Annotated in this window: 16 protein-coding genes; 13 read left to right on the forward strand and 3 right to left on the reverse strand. The window is 66.4% G+C overall.

The genetic code is table 11. The features are described 5' to 3' along the window. The first annotated feature begins 8 nt into the window (after window positions 1–8). The 13 genes from J0I42_RS04645 to J0I42_RS04705 all read left to right on the forward strand — a co-directional run bounded on the left by J0I42_RS04645 (window position 9) and on the right by J0I42_RS04705 (window position 17,748). The gene (locus tag J0I42_RS04645; protein ID WP_291653241.1) at window positions 9–1,763 is read left to right on the forward strand and encodes a type I secretion system permease/ATPase; all 1,755 of its coding nucleotides are present in this window, start codon (window positions 9–11) and stop codon (window positions 1,761–1,763) included. Further along, window positions 1,760–3,115, forward strand: a complete 1,356-nt coding sequence (locus tag J0I42_RS04650) for an HlyD family type I secretion periplasmic adaptor subunit (protein WP_291653243.1) — start codon at window positions 1,760–1,762, stop codon at window positions 3,113–3,115. Before J0I42_RS04645 ends, J0I42_RS04650 begins: the two co-directional genes overlap by 4 nt. 297 nt (window positions 3,116–3,412) lie before the next feature. Beyond that, complete coding sequence (locus J0I42_RS04655) at window positions 3,413–4,207, forward strand: calcium-binding protein (protein ID WP_291653579.1); 795 nt, start codon at window positions 3,413–3,415, stop codon at window positions 4,205–4,207. 133 nt (window positions 4,208–4,340) lie between these two features. Then, window positions 4,341–6,635, forward strand: a complete 2,295-nt coding sequence (locus tag J0I42_RS04660; protein ID WP_291653245.1) for a glycosyltransferase — start codon at window positions 4,341–4,343, stop codon at window positions 6,633–6,635. Continuing rightward, window positions 6,632–7,486, forward strand: coding sequence for a class I SAM-dependent methyltransferase (locus tag J0I42_RS04665; RefSeq protein ID WP_291653247.1), 855 nt, complete (start codon window positions 6,632–6,634; stop codon window positions 7,484–7,486). The genes J0I42_RS04660 and J0I42_RS04665 overlap by 4 nt, the downstream gene beginning before the upstream one ends. Next, on the forward strand, window positions 7,483–8,730 hold the full coding sequence (locus J0I42_RS04670) for a glycosyltransferase family 4 protein (protein WP_291653248.1): 1,248 nt from the start codon (window positions 7,483–7,485) through the stop codon (window positions 8,728–8,730). The genes J0I42_RS04665 and J0I42_RS04670 overlap by 4 nt, the downstream gene beginning before the upstream one ends. Continuing rightward, the gene (locus J0I42_RS04675) at window positions 8,727–9,506 is read left to right on the forward strand and encodes a hypothetical protein (protein WP_291653250.1); all 780 of its coding nucleotides are present in this window, start codon (window positions 8,727–8,729) and stop codon (window positions 9,504–9,506) included. The genes J0I42_RS04670 and J0I42_RS04675 overlap by 4 nt, the downstream gene beginning before the upstream one ends. 4 nt (window positions 9,507–9,510) lie before the next feature. Further along, window positions 9,511–11,712 carry a glycosyltransferase family 2 protein gene (locus J0I42_RS04680; protein ID WP_291653252.1) on the forward strand — a complete coding sequence of 734 codons (2,202 nt, stop codon included), beginning with the start codon at window positions 9,511–9,513 and terminating at the stop codon, window positions 11,710–11,712. 2 nt (window positions 11,713–11,714) lie between these two features. After that, window positions 11,715–13,019: a glycosyltransferase family 4 protein gene (locus J0I42_RS04685; RefSeq protein WP_291653254.1), complete on the forward strand. Its 1,305-nt coding sequence runs from the start codon at window positions 11,715–11,717 to the stop codon at window positions 13,017–13,019. A 32-nt stretch (window positions 13,020–13,051) separates the two neighbouring features. After that, window positions 13,052–14,233 (forward strand): polysaccharide pyruvyl transferase family protein, encoded by a 1,182-nt coding sequence (locus J0I42_RS04690; protein WP_291653256.1) that lies wholly within the window; start codon window positions 13,052–13,054, stop codon window positions 14,231–14,233. After that, entirely contained in the window at window positions 14,230–15,417 is a 1,188-nt protein-coding gene (locus J0I42_RS04695) for a glycoside hydrolase family protein (RefSeq protein WP_291653258.1), read from the forward strand. Before J0I42_RS04690 ends, J0I42_RS04695 begins: the two co-directional genes overlap by 4 nt. Further along, window positions 15,414–16,871, forward strand: coding sequence for a polysaccharide pyruvyl transferase family protein (locus J0I42_RS04700; RefSeq protein WP_291653260.1), 1,458 nt, complete (start codon window positions 15,414–15,416; stop codon window positions 16,869–16,871). Before J0I42_RS04695 ends, J0I42_RS04700 begins: the two co-directional genes overlap by 4 nt. A 16-nt stretch (window positions 16,872–16,887) precedes the next feature. Further along, a complete protein-coding gene (locus tag J0I42_RS04705; protein ID WP_291653262.1) occupies window positions 16,888–17,748 on the forward strand; it encodes a glycosyltransferase family 2 protein in 861 nt (286 codons plus the stop codon). A 208-nt stretch (window positions 17,749–17,956) separates the two neighbouring features. Here the strand turns inward: J0I42_RS04705 and J0I42_RS04710 are convergent, their stop codons facing one another. From J0I42_RS04710 to J0I42_RS04720, 3 genes are read right to left on the reverse strand one after another with little or no spacing between them, the layout of a single operon-like run. Then, the gene (locus J0I42_RS04710; protein ID WP_291653263.1) at window positions 17,957–18,970 is read right to left on the reverse strand and encodes an extracellular solute-binding protein; all 1,014 of its coding nucleotides are present in this window, start codon (window positions 18,968–18,970) and stop codon (window positions 17,957–17,959) included. Window positions 18,971–19,030: 60 nt separating this feature from the next. After that, window positions 19,031–20,671 carry an ABC transporter permease gene (locus J0I42_RS04715; protein WP_291653265.1) on the reverse strand — a complete coding sequence of 547 codons (1,641 nt, stop codon included), beginning with the start codon at window positions 20,669–20,671 and terminating at the stop codon, window positions 19,031–19,033. Beyond that, window positions 20,668–21,726 (reverse strand): ABC transporter ATP-binding protein, encoded by a 1,059-nt coding sequence (locus J0I42_RS04720; RefSeq protein WP_291653268.1) that lies wholly within the window; start codon window positions 21,724–21,726, stop codon window positions 20,668–20,670. Before J0I42_RS04720 ends, J0I42_RS04715 begins: the two co-directional genes overlap by 4 nt. Window positions 21,727–21,752: the final 26 nt, after the last annotated feature.

The following is a 21,752-nucleotide window of genomic DNA, read 5'->3' on the forward strand; positions in this document are numbered from 1 at the left end:
AGCCTTGCATGAAGGCGGTGAAGCCGGCGCCCGACGCCCTGATCCGGAATCTCCAGCGCTCGTTCGTCGGCGGCCTGAGCTACGCGGCTTTTCTCAGCCTATGCGTGAACCTGCTGCTGCTGACCGTCCCTCTGTTCATGATGCAGGTGCAGGACCGGGTCATCGTCAGCCGCAGCTATGACACACTGACCATGCTGCTGGTGATCGCCGTCGGTGCGCTGGCGCTTTACGGCACGATCGAGTTCATCCGCTCTCTGACATTCCAGGCGATGGCGAGCATCTTCGCGCGAAAACTCAATTTGCCGGCCTTGCAGGCGGCGGTGAGTTCTTCGCTAGAGCAGGGATCGGGGCAGGCGACGCAGGCGATCCGTGACCTCAACGATATCCGGTTCTTCATCGCGAGTTCGGCGATCGCGACGCCGCTCGAGGCGGCCTGGTCGCCGATCTTCCTCGCCGTACTTTTCGCACTGCATCCGGTCTATGGGCTGGTCGGCGTCGCTTCGCTGATCATCCTGCTGCTGCTCGGCGTGCTCTCCGACATGCTGACCCGCCGCATCCTGAAGGAAGCGACCGAGGCTGGCGTCGCCAGCATCAACGAGGTCGGTGCCAGCCTGCGCCATGCCGAGACGATCGAGGCAATGGGCATGCTGCCGGCCCTCGCCCGGCGCTGGCGCGGCCAGCAACTGGCGATGATCGAGCAGCTCGACATGGGCACGCGGCGCGGCAAGTTCATCGCCGCGGTCACGCGCTCCTCGCGGATGACGATGCAGCTCGCGGTCTATGCGACCGGCGCCATTCTGATCATCCGCAACGAGGTGACGGCCGGCACCTTGATGGCCGCCAGCATCCTGCTCGGCCGGCTGCTGGCGCCTTTCGATTCGATGATCACCGACTGGCGGCAATGGGTACTCGCCGCTGCGGCCTGGAAGCGCGTGCGAGAGCTCGTGCTGAGCCGCAGTTCCCAGCGCCAGACCGTGCCGACGCCACCCTGCCAGGGCGACCTCGTGGTCGATCGCGTCATCTATGCGCCGCCGGGGCAGGAGCAGACCGTCATCAAGAGTGTCTCCTTTTCGCTGCGGCCCGGCGAGGTATTGGGTGTCGTCGGCCCGTCCGGCGCCGGCAAGTCGACGCTGGCGCGCCTGCTCGTCGGGGTGCTCCGGCCCAATGTCGGCGGCGTCTATCTGGACGGGCACAGCACCTATCTGTGGGAGCGCGGTTCCTTCGGCGCGATGGTTGGCTATCTCCCGCAATCGGTCTCGCTGCTCAACGGCACGATCGCCGAGAACATCGCCCGGATGCGCGATCCCGACCCGCATGCGATCCTTGAGGCGGCCCGCGTCGCCGGCGTGCACGAGCTGATCGGCCGTTTGCCGCTGGGCTACGACACCAATGTCGCCGACAGCGATTTCAATCTGTCCGGCGGCCAGCGCCAGCGCATCGGGCTGGCGCGCGCGCTCTACGGCATGCCGCGCCTGATCGTGCTCGACGAGCCCAATGCCAATCTCGACGCCGAGGGCGAACAGAGCCTGATCCGCGCCATCGCGGCGGCGCGCGAGAGTGGCGCCATCGTCGTGCTGATCGCGCATCGTCCTTCGGTGATGCAGGTCGTCGACAAGCTGCTCGTGCTGCGCGAGGGCCGCGTCCAGCAATTCGGGCCGCGCGGCGAGATCGCCGGCATGATTACGCCAGGCGGTCGGGTCGAGATCGAGCCGGCAGCCAAGACATCGGCCACGACTGCCCCGGTTCGCGAGGTGAAGGCATGACCGGACGTTCCCTGATCAAGCGCCCCGAGCACGCGCTCACCCTCCAGATCGAGGCGGAAGTCCACGACGAGCACACGCCCAGCCTGCGCAATCTCGTGCTGGCGGGCGTCGCCGCGATCGGCGTTGGTTTTGGCGGCTTCGGAGCCTGGGCGGTGACGGCCCGGCTCGACAATGCTGCGGTCGCCAGCGGCATCGTCGCGGTCGACAGCAAGCGCAAGACGGTCAGCCATCTCGAAGGCGGTATCCTCAAGACCCTGCTGAAGGCCGAAGGCGAGCGCGTCGCCAAGGGCGAACCGCTGCTGCGTCTGGAGGATGCGCGCCAGCGTGCGGAACTGCAGCAATTGCAGGCCAAGCGGATCGGTCTGGAAGCCAAGCTCGCGCGTCTGCGGGCCGAGCAGGCGGGTGCCGTGGCGATCACCTTTCCCGAGGACATCGCGCAAATGGACTCGCCGATCGCGCGCGAGGTTCTGCGGGCAGAGCAGGGCCTGTTCAGGTCCCGCGCTCAGGTCCATGACGGCAAGGTCCATATCCAGCAGCGGGTCATCGAGCAGCATCAGGCCGAGGCCGATGCGCTGAAGGCCCAAATCGACGCCACCGCGCAGCAACGCTCGCTGATCGACGACGAGGTCAGAATCATGGCCGACCTCTACGAGAAGCGCTACGCCAAGCGCAGTCAGCTCGTCGAGCTGCAGACCAAGCAGAGCGAGCTGTCCGGCAAGGTCGGTGAATACACGGCCCGCAAGGCCAAGGCCGAGCAGGCGGTCGCCGGCGCCAATCTCGAAATTCTCTCGATCGGTCTCGAGCGGCAGAACGATATCGGCGGCGAGATCCAGGAATCCCAGCTTATGCTCTCGGAGGTGAGCGAGCGCATCGTTCAGGCCGAGGACGTGCTGCGTCGGCTGGTGGTGACCGCGCCGCAGGAGGGCGTCGTCGCCAATATCCGGATGCGCACGGCCGGTAGCGTGATCGCGGCGGGCGAGGCGATCCTTGATATCGTTCCCGAGCACGAGCCCTTGATCGTCGAAGCGAAGGTCGATCCCCGCGATATCGATGCGGTGCGTGTCGGCTTCAGTACCCGAGTGAGGCTGACCGCGTTCAACTCTCGCCTGCTGCCGCCGCTCCAGGCCAAGGTGAATTACGTCGCGCCGGACCAACTCGTCGACGAGAAGACAGGCGTTCCCTATTTCGTCGTCCGGGCCGAGATCGATCCGGAGAGCCTGCGCGACTACAAGGTTACGCTGCATCCCGGCATGACTGCCGAGGTCATGATCGTCAATGGCGCACGCCGGGCGGTCGATTACCTGCTCTCGCCGATTACCGACAGCTTCAACCGGGCATTCCGTGAGGATTGAGCGAGCGTCAGCAGCGCCGTGGACGGCGGGTTTGTGTATTTCAGAATTTAATTCGATTTTGAAAGTATATACTCCCCATTATGTGTAGATTATTGATTGTATAATAAAGTCCAAATCATGTTGCGTCGCAAAATGATCATAATAAAATTCTTGCTGATCTGTGATCGTTGAGCAATCTTCCTCGCGCCGATCGATAGTCTGATCTATCGAAGGCTGTCGAAAATGTTCCTGGTCTTCTCGTTTCGCGGTGCGGCCGCCGAACGTTCCAGGTTCACCAGATCGCCCAGGAGGTGCCGTATGGCGACGATCGAAGGAAGTGCATTCGACGACTTTTTGATTGGGAGTCGTTTCAGCGACGTGATCCTTGCCGGAGCCGGCGATGACATCGTCAAGGGTGGGGATCAGGTCGATTCGTTGTTCGGCGAGGAGGGCAACGACACGTTGTTCGGCGACGGCGGCAACGATGCCCTGTTCGGTGGCGAGGGTGACGACATCCTCTTCGGCGGGCTCGGCGACGACGTCCTGTCCGGCGATGAGGGCGATGACGCCCTGTTCGGCGGCGAGGGCAACGACACGCTCATCGGTGGCGCCGGCGACGACATCCTGCGCGGCAATGCCGGCGACGATGTCCTGATCGGCGGCGAAGGCAACGATATCCTGCAAGGCGGACCGGGTGACGACATCCTTCAGGGTGGTGCCGGCAATGACGTTCTGCAGGGCGGTGAAGGAGCCGACATCCTCTATGGCGGCGCCGGCGATGACATCCTGCAGGGTGGCGCTGGCGACGACATGCTGTTCGGCGGTGCCGGCAACGACATCCTGCATGGTGGCGCAGGCAGCGACACCTTCGTGTTCGCCGGTGGCGGCGGCAACGACGTCGTCCTCGATTTCGAGGCCGGGTCGGACATGCTGCAGATCGCCTCCGACATCAACGGCACGGGTGTTCACACAGCGGAAGACGTGGCCGCGCGGGCGACCACGGTCGGCGGCAACACCGTCGTCGATCTCGGTAATGGCGACACCCTGACCCTGGTCGGTGTCAGCGCCGAAGACGTTCAGGCCGATCCGAACTCGTATTTCACGGTCGCCTGATCCTGATGCTGCCTCTCGGTTGGCCACAGCGGCCGGTCGAGAGGCTCGCAACTCCCGGAGCGTGCACGCCCCCGGAAAGCGTCCCCGCTTTCCGCAAGCGCTCCGGGATTCTCGATACCGCAGGAACCCCCCAATGCTTTCTCTCGCGCCCGTCGCGATGGCGACGACACCGCCTGCCCAGCTCGAACTCCACCGCCTCGGCGGCTCGGTCTTCCTGCTCTGCTGGACGCTCGAGGCCTCGCCCTTCGGCAAGCCTGCGATCGCGCTCGCGGGCGGCGGCCGGCGCCTGCCGGCGGCCTCGATCTCGCTTGGCTTGCGCGACGGCCGCGAGCGGCTTGCCGTCGCCTTCCGCTCGTCCGGGCACGACAATGTCGTCGCGACGCTCAGCGATCATGGACCGCAGGGCGAGGTGACGGCGGGCTTCGACCCGACGCTGGTCCATGGCCTTGCCGATCCGACCGAGCTGCTGAAGGAGCTTGCTCCGCAGGCGCGCCTGACGCTCGCCAATGCGCTGGTCCGGTCCTGGCCGCCCTTGTTCGGCCTCGCCGCGATCCCGAATTATCTGTCCTTCCTGCGCCAGTTCCTGCTGACCTTGTTTCCCAAGCCCATCGCGATGCAGCCGACCGCGGCGCTGGTCGAGGGGCAATGGCTGTTCGAGACCGCCGTGCCCGCCGATTTCGGCGCCTTGCAGGGCGTCGCGCGCCTCGATGGTGCGGGGCTCACGCGCCTCGATCTCAAGTCCCGCCTCGGCACGGCCGATCGCAGCGGCAAGCGCGAGGTCCATCTCGTGCTGGATGCGCCCCCGAGCCGCGGCGGCGGACTTCTCATCCTGCAGGGCGAGCGTTCGCTGGTGCTGCGCGCGCTGCCCGGCCGGCAATCCGCGCCCTCGCTCGGCCGCTGGTGGGCGGGCAAGGCCGCAAGCCGCGACGGCCTGCGCAACTGGGTCGTCGAGCAACTCGCCGGCCTGTCCGAGCAGGGCCGCCTGCTCTCGGTCGAGATGCAGCGGCGTGTGCCGTTGGCCGTCCAGCATGTCCGCCGCAGCGACGATCTGCCTGCTGCCGAGCTCGACCTTGCCGTCTGCAACCGGGCCGGTCTGCTCATCGGCGGCTGGCTGCGCGATCCCGACGACCTGCTGGAAGAGGTGCTGCTCCATAGCGGCAATGGCGAGCCGATCGCGATGCTCTCCCGCCTGCAGCGCTTTCCCGTGCGGCTGCCGACCGGGGCGGATGGCGAGACGCGCGCCGCTACGGGCTTTGCCGGCTTTGCACCGGATTACGCCGGTGGCGCGCCGGTGCTGCAGCCGCGCTGCGAGATCAAGCTGAAATCCGGGACGACGTTGACATTGCGCCCGCCGGTGCAGCCGGCCGACGCGGTGATGATCCGGGCGCGGGCGCTTGCGGCGATCCCGCCGCAATACCTGACGGCGGAGATGCTGGAGACGACGCTCGCGCCGATTCTGGCCGCCTGTCAGGCGGATTTGCGCGACAATCGGCCGGAGCCGGTCGTCAAGACGTTCGGCCAGCCGCCGGCGCGACCGAAGGCCTCGGTCGTGATCCCCCTCTACCGCGTCTATGATTTCCTGCGCGTGCAAGTCGCTGCCTTCGCCGGCGACCCGTGGTTCACGGAAAATGCCGAGCTGATCTATGTGCTCGATTCACCCGAGCACGAGGCCGAGGTCGCGCATCTCCTCGGCGGGCTCCATCTCGCCTATGGCCTGCCGATGCAGCTTGTCGCGATGCGGCGCAATGGCGGCTTCTCGGCCGCCTGCAATGCCGGCGCCGCGCAGGCGCGCGGCGAAGTTCTCTCCCTCGTCAATTCAGACGTGATTCCATCGGGCAACGGCTGGCTGCCGGCACTGATCGCCAAGCTCGACCGTGGAGCGCGGGTCGGCGCCGTCGGCCCGAAGCTGCTCTACGACGACGGTTCCTTGCAGCACGCGGGGCTGTTCTTCAAGCGCGACAGCAAAGGCACCTGGCTCAACCATCATTACTTCAAAGGCATGCCCGGAAGCTACGCGCCGGCCAATATCGAGCGCCCCGTACCCGGTGTCACCGGCGCCTGCATCGTCATGGCGCGCGAGCTCTACGAAGAGCTCGGCGGCTTCGACGAGAGCTATGTCATCGGCGATTACGAAGACAGCGATCTCTGCCTCAAGATCAGGCGAGTCGGCTTCGGCATCCTCTATGTCCCGGATGTCGCGCTCTATCATCTCGAGCGGCAGTCGATCGCGCGCAGCGTCGATTACACGCGCGGCGCCGCCTCCCAGCACAATGCCTGGCTGCAGTCCCACCGTTGGGGCGCCCAGATCGAGGCGCTGATGCAGGCCTTCGAGATCTCTGGGCCGGAGCTTGCGCTGCCTGCGCCCGCCGTTCCCAGCGAACCCGACCTTGTCCCCCGCTTCGGCTTCAGGAGAGCGACCGCTGCATGACCGCCTTGAGACAGATCGCACCCGAGCCAGTTCCCGCGGAGGTTTCTGCCGGGCCGGAGCTCGACTGGCTTCAGGCCTCGCTGCAGAGCAACCGCTTCATGCCGCATCCACCACCGGATTCGATCTTCGTCGGCGATGGCGATTATCGCGCGATCGGTGCCGAATTCCTCGGTCATTTCATCCGGATCGGCCGGCTGAAACCGCATGAGCGCGTCTTCGATATCGGCTGCGGCATCGGCCGCATGGCGGTGCCGTTGACGCAATACCTCGATCCCGAGCGCGGCAGTTATGACGGCGTCGACCCGGTGATGGAGGGCATCCTCTGGTGCGCCCAGACGATCACGCCAGCCTATCCGCGCTTCCGCTTCCAGCGGCTCGACATCGCCCATCCGCTCTATAATCCGCAGGGCTCGCTGCCGGGCATCGAGGTGCGTTTCGGCTTCGCCAATGCCAGCTTCGATTTCGTGACGATGACCTCGGTCGCGACGCATCTGCCGCCCGAGGAACTGGTGGTCTATCTGCAGGAGGCTTCGCGCCTGCTGGCGCCGGGTGGGCGCCTGTTCCTCACCGCCTTCGCGATCGATGGCACCTCGACCGGCCAGGAGCGCCTCTCGTTCAAGCGCTGGCAGGACGGGCCGGGCTGGTACGCCATCGACGAGGCGCCGCTCGCGGCCGCCGGCATCGACAGCCGCTTCCTGCTGGAGCAGGCGATGGAGGCCGGGCTCGCCGTCGAGGCGCTGCGTCCGGGCCATTGGCGCGGCATCAGCGCGGCGCACTACCAGGATCTGCTGATCGCGACGAAGCCGGGGGGCAAGGGACCGGGAGGCAAGGGACCAGGAGACTTGGCATGAGCCGCCGTATCCTCGTCGTCGCGCATAACCATCCCTCGCTGCATCCCGGTGGCACCGAGATCTTCGCGCATGACCTGTCGCAGGCCTATCGCGAGCAGGGCTGCGAGGTTTTGTTCCTCGGCGCGACCAATGCGATGCATCGCGAGCCGCATCCGGGCACGGCGCTGCAGGCGGTCGGCGAGGACGTTGTGCTGTGGAGCCAGCATTACGACCGCTTCCATATGAGCCAGATCGACCATTACGGCACGCTGCAGGATCTCGCGACGCTGCTGGAGGAATTCCGGCCCGACGTCATCCACGTCCACCATCTCGTGCTGATCGGCGCCGAGTTCCTGACGCTGGCGCGAAGGCTGCTGCCGCAGGCGGCGATCGTGATGACGCTGCACGACTATTATCCGATCTGCCACCATGACGGGCTGATGGTGCGGCCGGGCGACCGCCAGCGCTGCACGGGCTCCTCGCCCTCGGCCTGCCATGGCTGCTTCCCCGAGATCGGCTCGGACCGTTTCCTGCTGCGCGAGCGCTTCATCAAGACGCATCTCGCAGCAGTCGACCGCTTCGTCGCGCCGAGCCGCTTCCTGCGCCAGCGCTATATTGACTGGGGCCTGCCCGGGGAGCGGATCGAGGTCATCGCCAATGCCCGCCCCGCTCAGGACGCCGCGCCGCATCGGTCGGTGAAAGGCCGGCGCGCCAGCTTCGGCTATTTCGGCAATCTCAATCCCTGGAAGGGCGTGCTGCCGCTGTTGCAGGCGGCGCAATTGCTGCGCGCGTCCGGCGAGACCGAATTTTCGTTGCGCATCCATGGCGGCGCGCCGTTCCAGAGCGAGGCCTTTACGACCGCGCTCGATACGGCACTCGCCGGCGCCGCGGGTGTCGTCACCCATTGCGGGCCTTATTCCCGCGACGAGGTGCCGGGCCTGATCGCCGAGGTCGATTGGGTGGTGATGCCCTCGATCTGGTGGGAGAACGCGCCGCTCGTCATCCAGGAAGCGTTCCAGCACCGCCGGCCGCCGATCGTCAGCGCCATCGGCGGCATGGCCGAGATGGTGCGCGACGAGATCGACGGGCTGCATGTCCGGCCGGGCGACCCGGCCGCGCTGGCCCGCACTCTTCGCCGGGCGATGGAGGAGGCCGGCCTCTGGCAGCGCCTCGTCCACGGTATCGCCGAGCAGCCGACGCTTGCCGGCTGCGCCGGCCGCCACCTCGCCCTCTTCGATGATCTCAAGCTCGCGGAGGCCGCATGACAACGGCTCAGTATCAGGACCAGGAGGTCCGTCTTCCTCAGCAAGACAACGAGGTCCGTCTCCCTAACGTCAATCCCGCCCGTCTGAACGGGCGGGTCGATGCCCTCGACGGCAGCCGCCTGCATGGCTGGATCTGGGACGAGGCCCGGCCCGACGAGGCGATCACGGTCAGGATCTCCCGCGACGGCAAGGTCGTCGCCGAGGCCAAGGCCGACCAGAGCCGCATCGACCTGCGCCGCAACGGCATCGGTGACGGCAAGCATGCCTTCTCGATTGATCTCGACGAGACCCTCGTCGCGGCGCGCTCGCGTCTGACGGTCGTCGGCATTTCGCCTGCGACCGGCGTGGAGCTCGAACTGCGCCTGCCGGCGGCGGACGAACTCGCGGCGGAGGCGGCGATCGCCGTGCCGCTGGCGCGCTTCTTCGACAAGGTCGAGATGCTGATCGTGCTCAACCGGCGCGCCCAGCTTGCCCAGAAGGAGCTCAACGAGAAGCTCGACCGCATCGCGGCGCGGCTGGAAGAAAACCACGCGCTGGCCGAGGCGACCAAGGCCGAGACAGAGAGCCAGAGCGAGATCGTGCGCCGGCTCGGCGAGCTCGACGTCTTCCAGCTCCGTTTCGACGGCACCTTGCGCGGCTTTGACGAGCGACTCGACGCGATCCGCAAAGAGGCGCGGGCGCCGCTCCGGCAGGTCACCGTCATTCTCGGCTTCCTCTCGGCGCTCGCCGCGGTGATGTCCTTCGTCACGCTGGCCGTGACCCTCTGGGGAGGCTGAGGCGATGAGCGAGGTCATCGTTCCCGAGAGGACAGCGATCGCGCCGGCGCCGACCGTCTCCTGGACGCCGCTCGGCGAGAACGCGATCCTCGTCCGCAGCCATTGCGACGCCATTCCGGCTAAGGTGCCGGTCGCGGTCGACGGTAATCCGCGCAACCGCGCCCAGACCATGGTGCTGAGCTGGCGCCGGCCCGGCGCCGAGCCCGCGGCAGCGACGGGGTTCCTCTGCCTCGCGCCCGCACCCAGCGTCGATAGCAGCGGCACCGGTGCCCTCCTGATCGGCCGCCCCGGCCGGCCATTAAGGCTGATCCTGGCGCCGAAGCCGCAACCCCTGCAGACCTTCCTCTCCGAGCTGGCCGACGATGCCGGCCAGGCATTCCCGAGCGTGGTCGACGGTCTGCTCGAAGTGCTGCTGACCGGCGCGCCCAATCCGCGCCGCCTGCGAGCCGTGGCGATGCTGCTGCAGACGGTCGCGCGGCCGGGCGGCTTCGTCGAGGTGATGGGCAAGCTCGACGACATCGCGGGGGTGGGCGGCGGTATCTTCCTGCAGGGCTGGACCTCTCATTTCGCCGCTGGGCGCGTGAAGTTGCTGATCTCCCATGGCGGCCTGTCGCCGGCCCATCTCGAAACCGGGACCTTCGAGCGGGACGATCTCGGCGAGGGTGCGCGCGGCTTCTTCGGCCTGCTGGAGGATTGCCACGCCCAGCATCCTAGCGAGATCGAGCGGCTGTATTTCCGCGGCAATGACGGCTGGCGCGCACTCGAGGTCTATGAGCGTTACGTGCTGCTCGAGCCCATCACCGTGCCCGGTCATCTGCGCGACGGCCTGCAGCGCGGCACCGCCCCGCAAGCAACCGCAGACAAGCTCAGGCGCGCCTCGCAGCGCTTCGACGGGCGCGACACGGTCTGCCTGCTGGAGGAGCCGGTGCGGGCCGGCATCGACTCCGTGACGGTGGTCGAGGGCACCGGCGTGCTGATCATCGGCTGGCTGTTCGATCCCGAGCGCCGGGTCGGCGGCGTCACGCTGCGCAGCGGCAGCCAGTCCTGCGCTGTCGATCGTTTGTGGACGCGCGTGCAGCGCGCCGATGTGACGGCGGCCTTCATGGAGGACCCGCGCTTCGGCCCGGCGCTGGCCTCGCGCCGCAACAACCACGGCTTCATCGTTTTCGCGCCGAAGCTGCTGCCCGAAGCCGGCCAGCCGCTGCATCTCGCCTTCGAGGTGCAGGGCACGGGCCCCGCCTTCCTGCCTCTCGAACCCAACCGTGCTCCGGCGCGACGGGCGCTGGAGCGCGTGCTCGGCCTGCTCGACGCGCGCTCCTCGACCGCCAATGCCGTGGTCGAGCGCCAGATCGCGCCGGCCCTGCAGGCGGCCGAGATCGTGCCGCCGCGTGCCGCCGAAACGCTCGATGTCGGCGCCTTCGATCCGGAAGCTCCGCTCGGCCTCGTTATCGGGCTCGATCACCGGCATCGCGAGTTGTCGGCGCTGTTCGCGCTGCTGGCGATGGACCCGGAGGCGCGGCCCTTGCCGATCGTGCTCGCGGCGCCTTCCGAGAGCTTCGACCGTGTTGGCGCCGAGGCACGCCGGCTCGCGCGCTTCTATGGATTGTCGGTGCGTCTCGTCGCGGTCGAGGGCGTCGAGGATGGCTGCGATGCGCTGGAGGCGGGCGTGCGGGCTTGTCGATTCAATACGGTCGCCTTGCTTTCCGGCGCCGCCCAGATCCGCATGCCCGGCTGGCTCGGCCGATTGGAACGGGCCTATCGGGCGCGCGGCGGCCAATGCGTGGCGAGCCCGACGCTGCTTTTCGAGGACGACTCCATCCGCTGGGCCGGGGCCTGGCTAGAAGGCGAGGGCACGAGCCGGCGCATCGCAAACCGCTTCGTCGGCTATCCGCTGGAGGCGGTCGGTAATCTCGGCCCGATGGAGGTCGCGGCCGGCGCCAGCGAATGCTGCGTCCTGTCGCGGGCTGCCTTCATCGAGGTCGGCGGCTTCGCGCGCAATTATTTCACCACGGCGGAGAAGGGGCTCGATCTCTGCCTCAAGCTCCGGATGGCGGGTTCGCCCTCGCTCTGGGTGCCCGATGTCGAGGTCTATGCGGTCGATGACGGCGAGACAGCAGCGGCCCATGCCGGCGCGCTCGCGCAGCTCGCCGATCGCACCAGCTTCGACCGGCGCTGGGCGCTCGCCATCTCCAACATGAAAGGCTGAGGATGCGGATTCTCGTGATATCGCACGGCCATCCTTCGCTCTCGCTCGGCGGGGCAGAGGTGGCATCCTACAACCTGCACAAGGGCTTGCAGGCCGGCGAGGGCGTCGATTCCCATTTTCTCGCCCGCGTCGGCGCGCCGACGCCGCGCCATGCCGGCACGGCGCTGATGAGCCTGCGCCAGCGCGGCAGCGAGCTGCTCTATTACGCCGAGGATTACGACCACTTCCTGATATCGAACCGGGCGACGGAGGAGATCGAGCGCGATTTCGTGCGCGTGCTGCACGACCTGAAGCCCGATGTGGTGCATTTCCACCATTTCATCGGGCTCGGTCTCGAGTGCCTGTTCGCGGTGCGCGATGCGCTGCCGGATGCGCTGATCGTGGTGACCTTCCACGAATATCTCTCGATCTGCCACCATCACGGCCAGATGGTGAAGACCGGTGCCTTCAAGCTCTGCTACCGGGCCTCGCCGACCGATTGCAACGCCTGTTTCCCGGACATCTCGCCGGCCCGTTTCCTAGCGCGCGAAACCTTCATCAAGGGCATGCTGGGGCTGGCCGACCATTTCGTCTCGCCGAGCCGCTTCCTGGTCGACCGCTATGTCGACTGGGGCCTCGATGAGAGCCGCTTCTCGGTGATCGAGAACGGCATCGATGTCGCGAACGTGGCACCTGCGCGGCCATTGCCGGAGGGCAAGGCGCGGCGCTCGCGCTTCGCCTATTTCGGCCAGCTCACGCCCTACAAGGGCGCCGACGTGCTGATCGATGCGGTGACACGCATTCCCGAAGATGTCTGGGGCGAGGATTCGATCCTCCTGGTCTATGGCGGCAATCTCGAACGCCAGCCGCAGGCCTATCAGGACAAGTTCGCCAAGCTCGTGGAGGCTGCCGGGCGGCGCGTGCGCTTCTGCGGCGCCTTCCAGAATCATGAAATGCCGAACCTGATGCGCTCGGCCGACTGGGTGGTGATGCCCTCCGTCTGGTGGGAGAACTCGCCGATCGTGATCCAGGAGACGTTCTTCCATGGCCGCCCGATCCTGGCGAGCCAGCTTGGCGGCATGGCCGAGAAGATCACCGGCGAGGTCGACGGCCTGCATTTCCGGGCAGGCAGCCCAGAGGATCTCGTCGACTGCATGACGCGTGCGCTGACCGAGCCCGGACTTTGGGACCGCCTGCGCGCCGGCATCAAGCGGCCGGTGAGCCATGTCGAATGCGCCGGGACGCATCTTGACCTCTACCGGCGGCTGCTCAGCGAACGCAGCAAGCCTGCGCCCGCGCGGCAGGACGCCGCCGCGATGATCGCCTGAAACCATAACGACATAACAGGGGAGACCAGTCCATGGCCCGCATCCTCGTCATCAGCCCCTCCGGGGAGGTCTATGACCACGACAACGTCCGCTGGTATCGCCATGCCGATCTGCAGAGCCATATCGAGCACTATCACAATATCGGCGACGCCTTCGTCTTCGATTCCTCGCTGAAGCTGCTCAATTTCGAGAAGCTCGACGAATTGCCGATCGACCGCGTCGATCCCGCGATGATCGACCGGCTCAATGCGGAGTACGACTACGTCTTCCTGCGCGGCTCCAACTATGTCCATGCGCAGATGAACTGGGCCAAGGCGGCCGAGGTGCTGCGCCGGCTCAAGCTGCCGGTGATCGCCTTCGGCATCGGCGCGCAGGCCCCGGTCAGCGGCAAGCTCGAACTGAGCGAGGACACCAGGACGGTGCTCAAGCTCATCTCGGATTCGACCGCGTCGCTTGGCGTGCGCGGCACCTATTCAGCGGAGGTGCTGAACGATCTCGGCATCCGCAATGTCCGCATCATCGGCTGCCCGACCGCGTTCCGGAACAATCGGCCGGATCTCGCCATCCGCCTGCCGCCGCTCGACCAGATCAGGAAAGTCGGCGTCACCCTGCGGCGCGAGGTCTCGACGACCTATGCACAGGATATCGGGCGCTATCTCACCTTCCACCGCGATCTGGTGAAAGCGATGGCCGACCGGTTCGAGGTCATGCTGATGTCGCAGGGCGAGGTCGAAGAGAAGAAGCTCGCGCTCGGCACGATCGACCAGAAGGCGCATGCCATGACGGCTTTGCGCGAGAATGCCTGGGCGCGCGACTGGTATCTCGATGAGCAGCTGGAGCGGCTCTACCAGGACAGGATGTTCTATTCCGACGTGGTCGCGGACTACGAGCGGCTGGTGCGCGGGCTCGATCTCGTGCTCGGCTACCGGTTGCACGGCAACCTGATGGCGCTCGCGAACGGCACGCCCTCGATCTACTTCACCTATGACAGCCGCACCGTCGAGTTCGCCGACACCTTCAAGATCCCGAGCGTCGACGTCTTCTCCGGCAAGGATTTCAAGCTGGAGGACTACTGGGATCAGGCGCGCTTCGACTGCTTCAACGCAGCCTACGCCCAGGTCTACGGGCAGATGCGCGAATTCCTCGTCGAGAACCGCGTCGACAACAAGATGGTCGCCCGTCAGGCGGCGGAGCCGGCGCGGAAGGTGGCATGAGGACGGCCCGGCCCCTGCTACAAACCGCGCCCCTCGCTGCGGTGTTGTTGCTGTCGATTTCCGCTGCGCGGGCAGCGGAGATCGCGCGTTACCATGTCGAGATCGCTCCCGGCGCGCAGGAGGAGACGGTCTTCAACTGGTCGAAGGAGCGTTGCCAGGAATGGCACATTCCCGACGCGCCCTTGCGCGCCTACCGGGACGACAAGGGCGAGGTCGTCGCCTTCGCCAGCCACTACCGCAACCGGCCGCTGATCGGCGACCGTCTCGACCGGATCAAGACCTCCTGCTCGATCTCCTTCCAGGCAAAGAACAGCGCCGATGCCAGCCAGTTCAGCGACATGAGCTGGATCGCGGCGACCTGGACGAAGAACGGCCGCGACGTCTATGCGCTGATGCATGACGAGTACCATGCCGACCGGCATAAAGGCGCCTGCCGGTTCAAGGACGGCATGGCCTGCTGGTACAACGTCGTCACGGCCGCGCGCTCGACCGATGGCGGCCAGAGCTTCAAGGTGGACGATCCGCCGACGGTGGTCGCGGCCCCCGCCTTCAGGCAGGAGGTCGGCCAGGGCCGGCATCGCGGCTTCTTCAATCCCTCGAACATCGTCGAGAAGGACGGCGCCTGGTATGCGCTGATCGCGACGACGGGCGGCGAGGGCCAGAAGGGCGGCACCTGCATCTATCGCAGCAGGGATATCACCGACCCCAAGGCGTGGCGCGCCCATGACGGGCAGGACTTCACCATTCCTGCCGTCGATCCCTATCGCGGGGATACCTCGCAGGCGAAGCCCTGCCAGCCGCTCAAGGTGCTGCCGACGGTCGTTGGCTCGGTCACGCGGCACGAGGCGAGCGGGCAGTGGCTCGCGATCTTCCATCTCGGCCCCGATTCCAAGCAGGGCGTCGCGGGTGGGCGCGTCGCCTATAGCTGGTCGAAGGACCTGATGAAGTGGACGCCGCTGCAGACGCTCATCACCCACCCGACCATGTGGAGCAAGGATTGCAGCGATCGCGTGCGCTACTCCTACGGCGCCATCGCCGATCCGGATTCGCCCTCGCGCAATTTCGAGACGACGGGCGATGAGCCCTATCTGTTCATGACCAAGATGCATGTCGCCGACTGCAAGATGGGACCGCAGCGCGACCTCGTCCGCATCAAGGTCCGCATCGTGAAGGAAACACCATGAATGCGCCCGCGCATCATTTCGAAGCCAGCCAGGCCGTGCAGACTATGAAGATCCTGCGCGCGACCACGGAGGAGGTCGTCGTCCTCGTCACCCGCGAGCCGGGCGGCGGCTGGCCCGCGCTGCGGCTGCTGCTCGACGGGCAGGACTATGCGACGATCCATCCCGGCGCTCTCGTCACCGGCGATGCGACGGTGGCGGAGATCGCCATTCCGCTGCCGGCCCTGCCCGAGACGCGGCTGCGCGCGATCGCAGTCGCCGATGCCCGCACCGGCGCCCTCGCGCCCGGCTCGCAACTGCGCCCGATCGCACGCTCGAAGCCGCTGCGGGCGCTGGTGATCTATCCGGCGGGCGAAGTCTATGACCATGACAAGGTGCGCTGGTATCGCGCGCCGCTGGAGAAGCTGTTCTCCGACTATTTCAACATCGGCGACATGATCGTCTTCGACTCGACGTTGAAGCTGCTCGACTATGTCCATCTCGAGCCGATGAAGATCATGAATCCGACCGAGGCGGATATCGAGCGCTATGCCAGCGAGTTCGATTTCGTCTTCGTGCGCGGCTCGAACTTCATCCACGAGAAGATGGAGTGGTTCCGCGCCGTCGAGGTGCTGGAGAAGGTGAAGCTGCCGGTCTACGCCATCGGCGTCGGCGCGCAGGCGAGCCAGAACCGGGCGATCGCGTTGCCGGAGAGTTCGAAGCGCTTCTGGCAGATCGTCGCGGATCGCTGCGCCGCCATCGGTGTGCGCGGCGCCTTCAGCGCCGAGACGCTGGGGCGCAACGGCATCGGCAATGTCGAGGTGGTCGGCTGCCCCTCGATCTTCCGCACCTGCAACCGCGATCTCCAGATCCGGGTGCCGGATCAGCGCGCGATCCGCAAGGTCGCCTTCAGCCTGCGCCGCGAGGCCGACAAGAGCTACACGGTCGATCCCGAAGCCTATCTGCGCAACCAGCGCGCCGCCCTGCTCAAGGTCGACGGGCAGTGCGAGATGGTGATGTCCTCGCATGGCGAGCAGGAGGAGAAGGCCTTCTTCCTGCGCGACGAGGCTGCGCGGGAGAAGGCCGTCGCGGAGTTCGTCAAGACCGGCTGGTGGGATGGGCCGGACGATGCCCGGATGCGCGATATCTACCAGCGCCGGATGTTCACCTTTTTCGATGTCGAGGACTATGATCGCTTCGCGCAGAGCGTCGATCTTGCCGTCGGCTACCGGGTCCATGGCGTGCTGCCGGCGGTCGCGCATGGCGTGCCGGGCGTGCTTGTCGCCTATGACACGCGCAGCCAGGAACTGGCGGAGACGCTGAAGATCCCGGTCGTGCCGGAGGAGGCCCTGGCGGAAGGCGGGTGGCGCGCGGTCTATCGCGAGGCAGCACTGAAGGGGCTCGCGCAATCCTATGCCGCTTCCTACGACCGGATGCGGGGCTTCCTCGACCGCAACGGCGTGCCGCACCGGATGTGACGGGCGAGGGCAGGCAATGAAGAAGGTCGCGGTGGTCACGATGCAGTACAACGAGGCGTTCTACGTCTCGCGCTGGATCGACTACTATGCCGGGCTCGTCGGCCGCGAGAACCTCTACGTCATCGACCATGACAGCGATGACGAGGTCCGCGACATCCTGCAGGGCGTCAGCACCGTGCGCTATCCGCGCGCGGCGCTCGACGATCAGGAGCGGGCGCGCTTCGCCTCGAAATTCGTCGGTGCCCTGCTCGAACTCTACGAGACCGTGATCTATTGCGATTGCGACGAATTCATCAGCCATGACCCGCGCCGCTTCGCCAGCTTCGGCGACTGGCTCGAAGGCACCGATTTCGATTATTCCACCTGCGTCGGCTTCAACGTCATGACGATGCTGAAGGAGGAGAACGCGATCCTGCTCGAGGGGCAGGTTCTGCGGCAGCGTGCGCATGTCCGCTTCGTTTCGCCGATGTGCAAGACGCTGATCGTGCGCAAGCCGATCCGCTGGGGCGGCGGCTTCCATCATGCCAACCAGCCGCCGCATTTCCACGGCGCCTATTTGTTCCATTTGAAATATGCCGATCTCGGTGAGCGCATGCGCCGCCAGGCGCTGACGCGCGGGCTGGATTTCGCGCAGGTTGACCAGGGCCACCACCAGCGCAGCAGCGATCTCGACCTGATGAATACCTACCGCGCCTTCACAGGGCTCGAGCGCCGCGACTGGGAGGATGAGGCGATCGCGTCCTACTGTCGTAGCTTCCTCGACGGAATCAAGCCGTCCGAACGTGGCGGCGAGGTCGGCACGATGTATGTCGCGCCGCTCGACATCGCCGGCACGGAAGCCTGGCGCCTGCCCGAGAGCTTTCGCGGCTTGTTCTGAAGGCCAGCGTGGAAGCGCCTTGTTGGAAGCGCGCTTTCAGCCAGTGGGGTGCAGCCGGCGCCGCGATCTTCCTGACCAACCGGGGAGTCGGCAAGCTGACGCCGGCCGGAGGTGCTTTCGACCCTCCAATGCAATCAGGCGCCCGGAGGCGCCTGAAAGAGCCCTTGGGCTGGTCATGTTCCAGCCCGGCCTGAGCGATCGGCTGTTTTTACTTCGTCGACGTACCGTAGGACTGCCAGCGCTTGAGGAACTCGTCGCGCTTGGCGGCGGCCTCTTCCTCGTCGATGGCGAAGACCTTTACGCTGTCGATCGCCGGCAGTTCGACATGCTTGGACACGTCGATGTCGCTGCGGCTGGGCCGGCGGAAGGCGTTTTCCAGCAGCGCGATCTGGGCTTCCTTCGACAGCATCAGATCATAGGCCGCCTTGGCGGCGGCGCCGGCCGGGGCGCCCTTGACCAGGACCTGGAATTCCGGCGTCGAGAAGGTGCCCTCTTCGGGATAGAGCAGCGAGATCTCGCGCTGGCCGCCGGCGACATAGGCATAGGCGTTCGACTCGAAGGTCAGTCCGATGGCGTATTCGCCCTGTCCGACGGCGCGCAGCACGGTCGAGGCGGCGCTGGAGACCGTCAGATTCGCCGCGAGAGCCTTGAGGCCATCCGGCCCCATCAGCTTGTCGACGCCCCAGAGGATGGTGAGGGCGGTCGAGCTGTTGGCGGGATCGGCGATGATGATCTTGCCCTTGAAGGTGGGGTCGATCAGGTCCTTCCAGGTCTTCGGCGCCGGCTTCCCGCCGAGCTGGTTCTTGTTGATCATCGCGACCACGAGATGGACGTTCGAAGCGGTCCAGAGGTTCTCGGGGTGGCGCAAGGCCGCTGGAATGGCCGATGCAGCCGGCGAGGCATAGGGCTCGAAGAGCTGTTTGAAGGCGCCCAGCGTATTGGCGCTGGAGCTCCAGAAAATGTCGGCCTGAGGCTTGGCAGCCTCGGCCTCGATGCGGCGCAGCAACTGGCCCGAGCCGCCGGTGATCGTGCTGATCTTCAGGCTGGGCTGCTTCTCCTTGGCGACGCCGAGCACGGAATCGACGGCCTGTGCGTTGTTGGAGGTGTAGAGCACGACGGTGCCCGAAGCGCTTTGGGCAAATGCGGGCGCGGCGGCCATGCCGGCGAGGCCGGCGAGCACGGTGCGGCGGTCGATCAGGTTGGTCATGGTCGTTCCTTTCATTCCGCCTTCCCCTCTGAGCGCGGGCGGCAGGCGGTGCCGGCCCGGCCGTGTTCGGTTCGTTCAGCTCTTCGATGAGAACAGGTCGATCTTGAAGACGCGGGTCGCGACGATGATCGGGATCAGGATCACCGCGACCAGCACGAGGCCATAGGCCGAGGCCTGTGCCATCAGGTTGGAATCGATCAGCTTGTAGATCTGGATCGGCATGGTCTCGCGCCCGCCGGAGTAGACGATGATCGAGGCCGAGAGCTCGGCGACGGTGGTCGTCCAGGTCAACACCGCGGCGGCAGCGACCGCGGGCAGCATCAGCGGCAGCACGACCTTGAAGAAGGTCGTGACCGGCGGCACGCCGAGGCTGATCGAGGCTTCCTCGATCGAATTCGGAATGTTGTAGAGCGTCGAGGACGCGTTGCGGATGCCGAAGGGCAGCCGGCGGACGATATAAGCGAGCACGATGATGCTGGCCGTGCCGGTGATCGGCAGGAAGCCGGTGTTGAAGGACATGATCAGGCCGATGCCGATGATCGTGCCGGAGAGGGCCAGTGGCAGTGCCGTCAGATAGTCGAGCGCGGGCGTCAGGATGTTGCGCTTCTTGACGATCAGGTAGCTGACGATGGCGCTGAAGGTGATGCCGATCGCGGTCGCCGCAGCCGAATAGAGCAGGGTGTTGATCACCGGATCGGGCGCGATCTTCACGAGGCGCTCGACATGGGCTGTGGTCCAGTCGCCCCAGCGCATCACCGGGCCGCGCGAGACGGTGAAGGCGCCGATGACGATCGAGCCGAGCGGCAGCAGCGAAACGATGACGAGAAGTCCGGCAGACAACCCGATGACCAGGCCCGGCAGGCCGCGCAGCTTTTCGGCGCGGGCGCCACGGCCTTGCGTGACCTCGTGGCGGCCGCGCGACACGATCCAGCGCTGCACGAAGAGCACGATCATGACCAGCGCGATCGAGACGGTGGCGAGCGTCGACTGCATCACCGGGTCGGAACCGCCCTCGGCGACGGCGGCCTGATAGGTCAGGACCGAGAGCAGCGGCACGCGGCTACCGAGGATGGTGGCGGTCGCGAAATTGCCGACGACCAGCGTGAAGACCAGCAGCGCACTCGCCAGTACCGAGGGCAGCACTACCGGCAGCATGACGTTGAGGCGCGAGCGGGCCGGCGAGGTGCCGAGACTCTGTGCGGCTTCCTCGAGCTGGACGTCGAAGCCGCGGATGGCCGCGAGCGTGCCGATATAGATGTAGGTGTAATAGGTGAAGGTCATCACCGTGATCAGGCCCGGCCAGCCGTAGAACGTCGGCATGTCGATGCCGTGTCCGCCGAGCCAGCGTGTGATGAAGCCGTTATTGCCGAGCATCATCAGCCAGGTCTGGGCGGCGATGACCTCGGGGATGACGAGCGTGATCAGTGGCAGCACCGCGACGATGCCCTTGCCCGGAAAGTCGAAGCGCGCGGTGAAATAGGCAAGAGGTACGCCGATCAGCGTCGTGGTCAGCGTCACCGCGATGCCGAGCACGACGGTATTGACGATGGCTGCGAAGTATTTGGGATCGCCGGCCAGCGTCACCCAGCCGTTGCGGCCGCCGCTGCCGATCGAGCCGGTCAGGACGTTCAACAGGGGGTAGAGCAGGAAGACGGCCAGGATCGCCAGCGCCAGCGCGGAGAACCAGAACCAGATCGAGCCGAACTGGCGGGTCATGATGCGAGCATCAGCGTACGGGCAGGATCGAAACCGAGGCCGACGGCAGCGCCGGGCTCGAACCGGTCATGCGCGCCGCTCTGCAGGTCGACCGCCAACACGCGGCCGCTGTCGAGCGCGACCTTGTAGCTGGTCTTGCCGCCGAGATACTGGCGATGCGCGATCCTGCCCGGCAGCGTGCCGGCGGTGCCGGGCTCGGCCAGCAGGATGTCCTCAGGGCGGGCGACCAGCGTGGCGCGGCCGGCCGAGACGGCCGCTGGTGCGCGTGCCGTGATTGCGGTGCCGTCGAGTGTGATGGCTGCGGTCTCGCCCGCCTGATGACCGTGTGTCTCGATCTCGACGAGATTGGCGCCGCCGACGAAATCGGCGACGTAGCCGGTGCGCGGCTCGCGATAGATCTGCTGGGGCGTACCGACCTGCTCGAGCCGGCCCTGATTCATCACGCCGATCCGGTCGGACATGGCCAGCGCCTCCTCTCGGTCATGGGTGACGAAGACGGTGGTTATCTTCGCCTCGCGCTGGAGTTCGACGATGGTCTCGCGCACCTGAAGCCTGAGCTTGGCGTCGAGATTGGAGAGCGGCTCGTCCATCAGCAGCACCTTCGGCTGGATGACGAGGGCCCGTGCCAGGGCGACGCGCTGGCGCTGGCCGCCCGAAAGAGCGGCCGGATGGCGGGCGCCGAGATGGCCGAGGCCGACGCGCTCCAGCGCCGCCTGAACCTTGGGCTTGATCGCGCTGTCCTGCTGCTTGCGGGCGCGCAGACCATAGGCGACGTTGTCGAAGACGGTCTTATCGGGGAACAGCGCGTAATCCTGGAAGACCATGCCGATATCGCGCTTGTGCGGCGGCAGATGCGTTACTTCCGTGCCGCCGAAGCGGAGATGGCCGCGCTCGGCCGGGACGAAGCCGGCGATGGTGCGCAGGAGCGTGGTCTTGCCGCAGCCGGAAGGGCCGAGCAGCGTGAAGAAGGTGCCCGGCTCGATGATCAGCGCAAGACCGTCGATGACGCGCTGGCCGCCATAGGCGACGGCCAGATCCTCGATCGCGATACCCATGGCATTCCCCTCCAACTCGAAGCTCC

The sequence above is a fragment of the Allobosea sp. genome (genome assembly GCF_017308015.1).
Classification (GTDB): domain Bacteria; phylum Pseudomonadota; class Alphaproteobacteria; order Rhizobiales; family Beijerinckiaceae; genus Allobosea.

What these genes read in the sequence shown, in the direction of transcription:
- J0I42_RS04645 (WP_291653241.1), top strand. Translation starts at nt 9, where the DNA reads ATGAAGGCGGTGAAGCCGGCGCCCGACGCCCTGATCCGGAATCTCCAG.
- J0I42_RS04650 (WP_291653243.1), top strand. Translation starts at nt 1,760, where the DNA reads ATGACCGGACGTTCCCTGATCAAGCGCCCCGAGCACGCGCTCACCCTC.
- J0I42_RS04655 (WP_291653579.1), top strand. Translation starts at nt 3,413, where the DNA reads ATGGCGACGATCGAAGGAAGTGCATTCGACGACTTTTTGATTGGGAGT.
- J0I42_RS04660 (WP_291653245.1), top strand. Translation starts at nt 4,341, where the DNA reads ATGCTTTCTCTCGCGCCCGTCGCGATGGCGACGACACCGCCTGCCCAG.
- J0I42_RS04665 (WP_291653247.1), top strand. Translation starts at nt 6,632, where the DNA reads ATGACCGCCTTGAGACAGATCGCACCCGAGCCAGTTCCCGCGGAGGTT.
- J0I42_RS04670 (WP_291653248.1), top strand. Translation starts at nt 7,483, where the DNA reads ATGAGCCGCCGTATCCTCGTCGTCGCGCATAACCATCCCTCGCTGCAT.
- J0I42_RS04675 (WP_291653250.1), top strand. Translation starts at nt 8,727, where the DNA reads ATGACAACGGCTCAGTATCAGGACCAGGAGGTCCGTCTTCCTCAGCAA.
- J0I42_RS04680 (WP_291653252.1), top strand. Translation starts at nt 9,511, where the DNA reads ATGAGCGAGGTCATCGTTCCCGAGAGGACAGCGATCGCGCCGGCGCCG.
- J0I42_RS04685 (WP_291653254.1), top strand. Translation starts at nt 11,715, where the DNA reads ATGCGGATTCTCGTGATATCGCACGGCCATCCTTCGCTCTCGCTCGGC.
- J0I42_RS04690 (WP_291653256.1), top strand. Translation starts at nt 13,052, where the DNA reads ATGGCCCGCATCCTCGTCATCAGCCCCTCCGGGGAGGTCTATGACCAC.
- J0I42_RS04695 (WP_291653258.1), top strand. Translation starts at nt 14,230, where the DNA reads ATGAGGACGGCCCGGCCCCTGCTACAAACCGCGCCCCTCGCTGCGGTG.
- J0I42_RS04700 (WP_291653260.1), top strand. Translation starts at nt 15,414, where the DNA reads ATGAATGCGCCCGCGCATCATTTCGAAGCCAGCCAGGCCGTGCAGACT.
- J0I42_RS04705 (WP_291653262.1), top strand. Translation starts at nt 16,888, where the DNA reads ATGAAGAAGGTCGCGGTGGTCACGATGCAGTACAACGAGGCGTTCTAC.
- J0I42_RS04710 (WP_291653263.1), bottom strand. Translation starts at nt 18,970, where the DNA reads ATGAAAGGAACGACCATGACCAACCTGATCGACCGCCGCACCGTGCTC.
- J0I42_RS04715 (WP_291653265.1), bottom strand. Translation starts at nt 20,671, where the DNA reads ATGACCCGCCAGTTCGGCTCGATCTGGTTCTGGTTCTCCGCGCTGGCG.
- J0I42_RS04720 (WP_291653268.1), bottom strand. Translation starts at nt 21,726, where the DNA reads ATGGGTATCGCGATCGAGGATCTGGCCGTCGCCTATGGCGGCCAGCGC.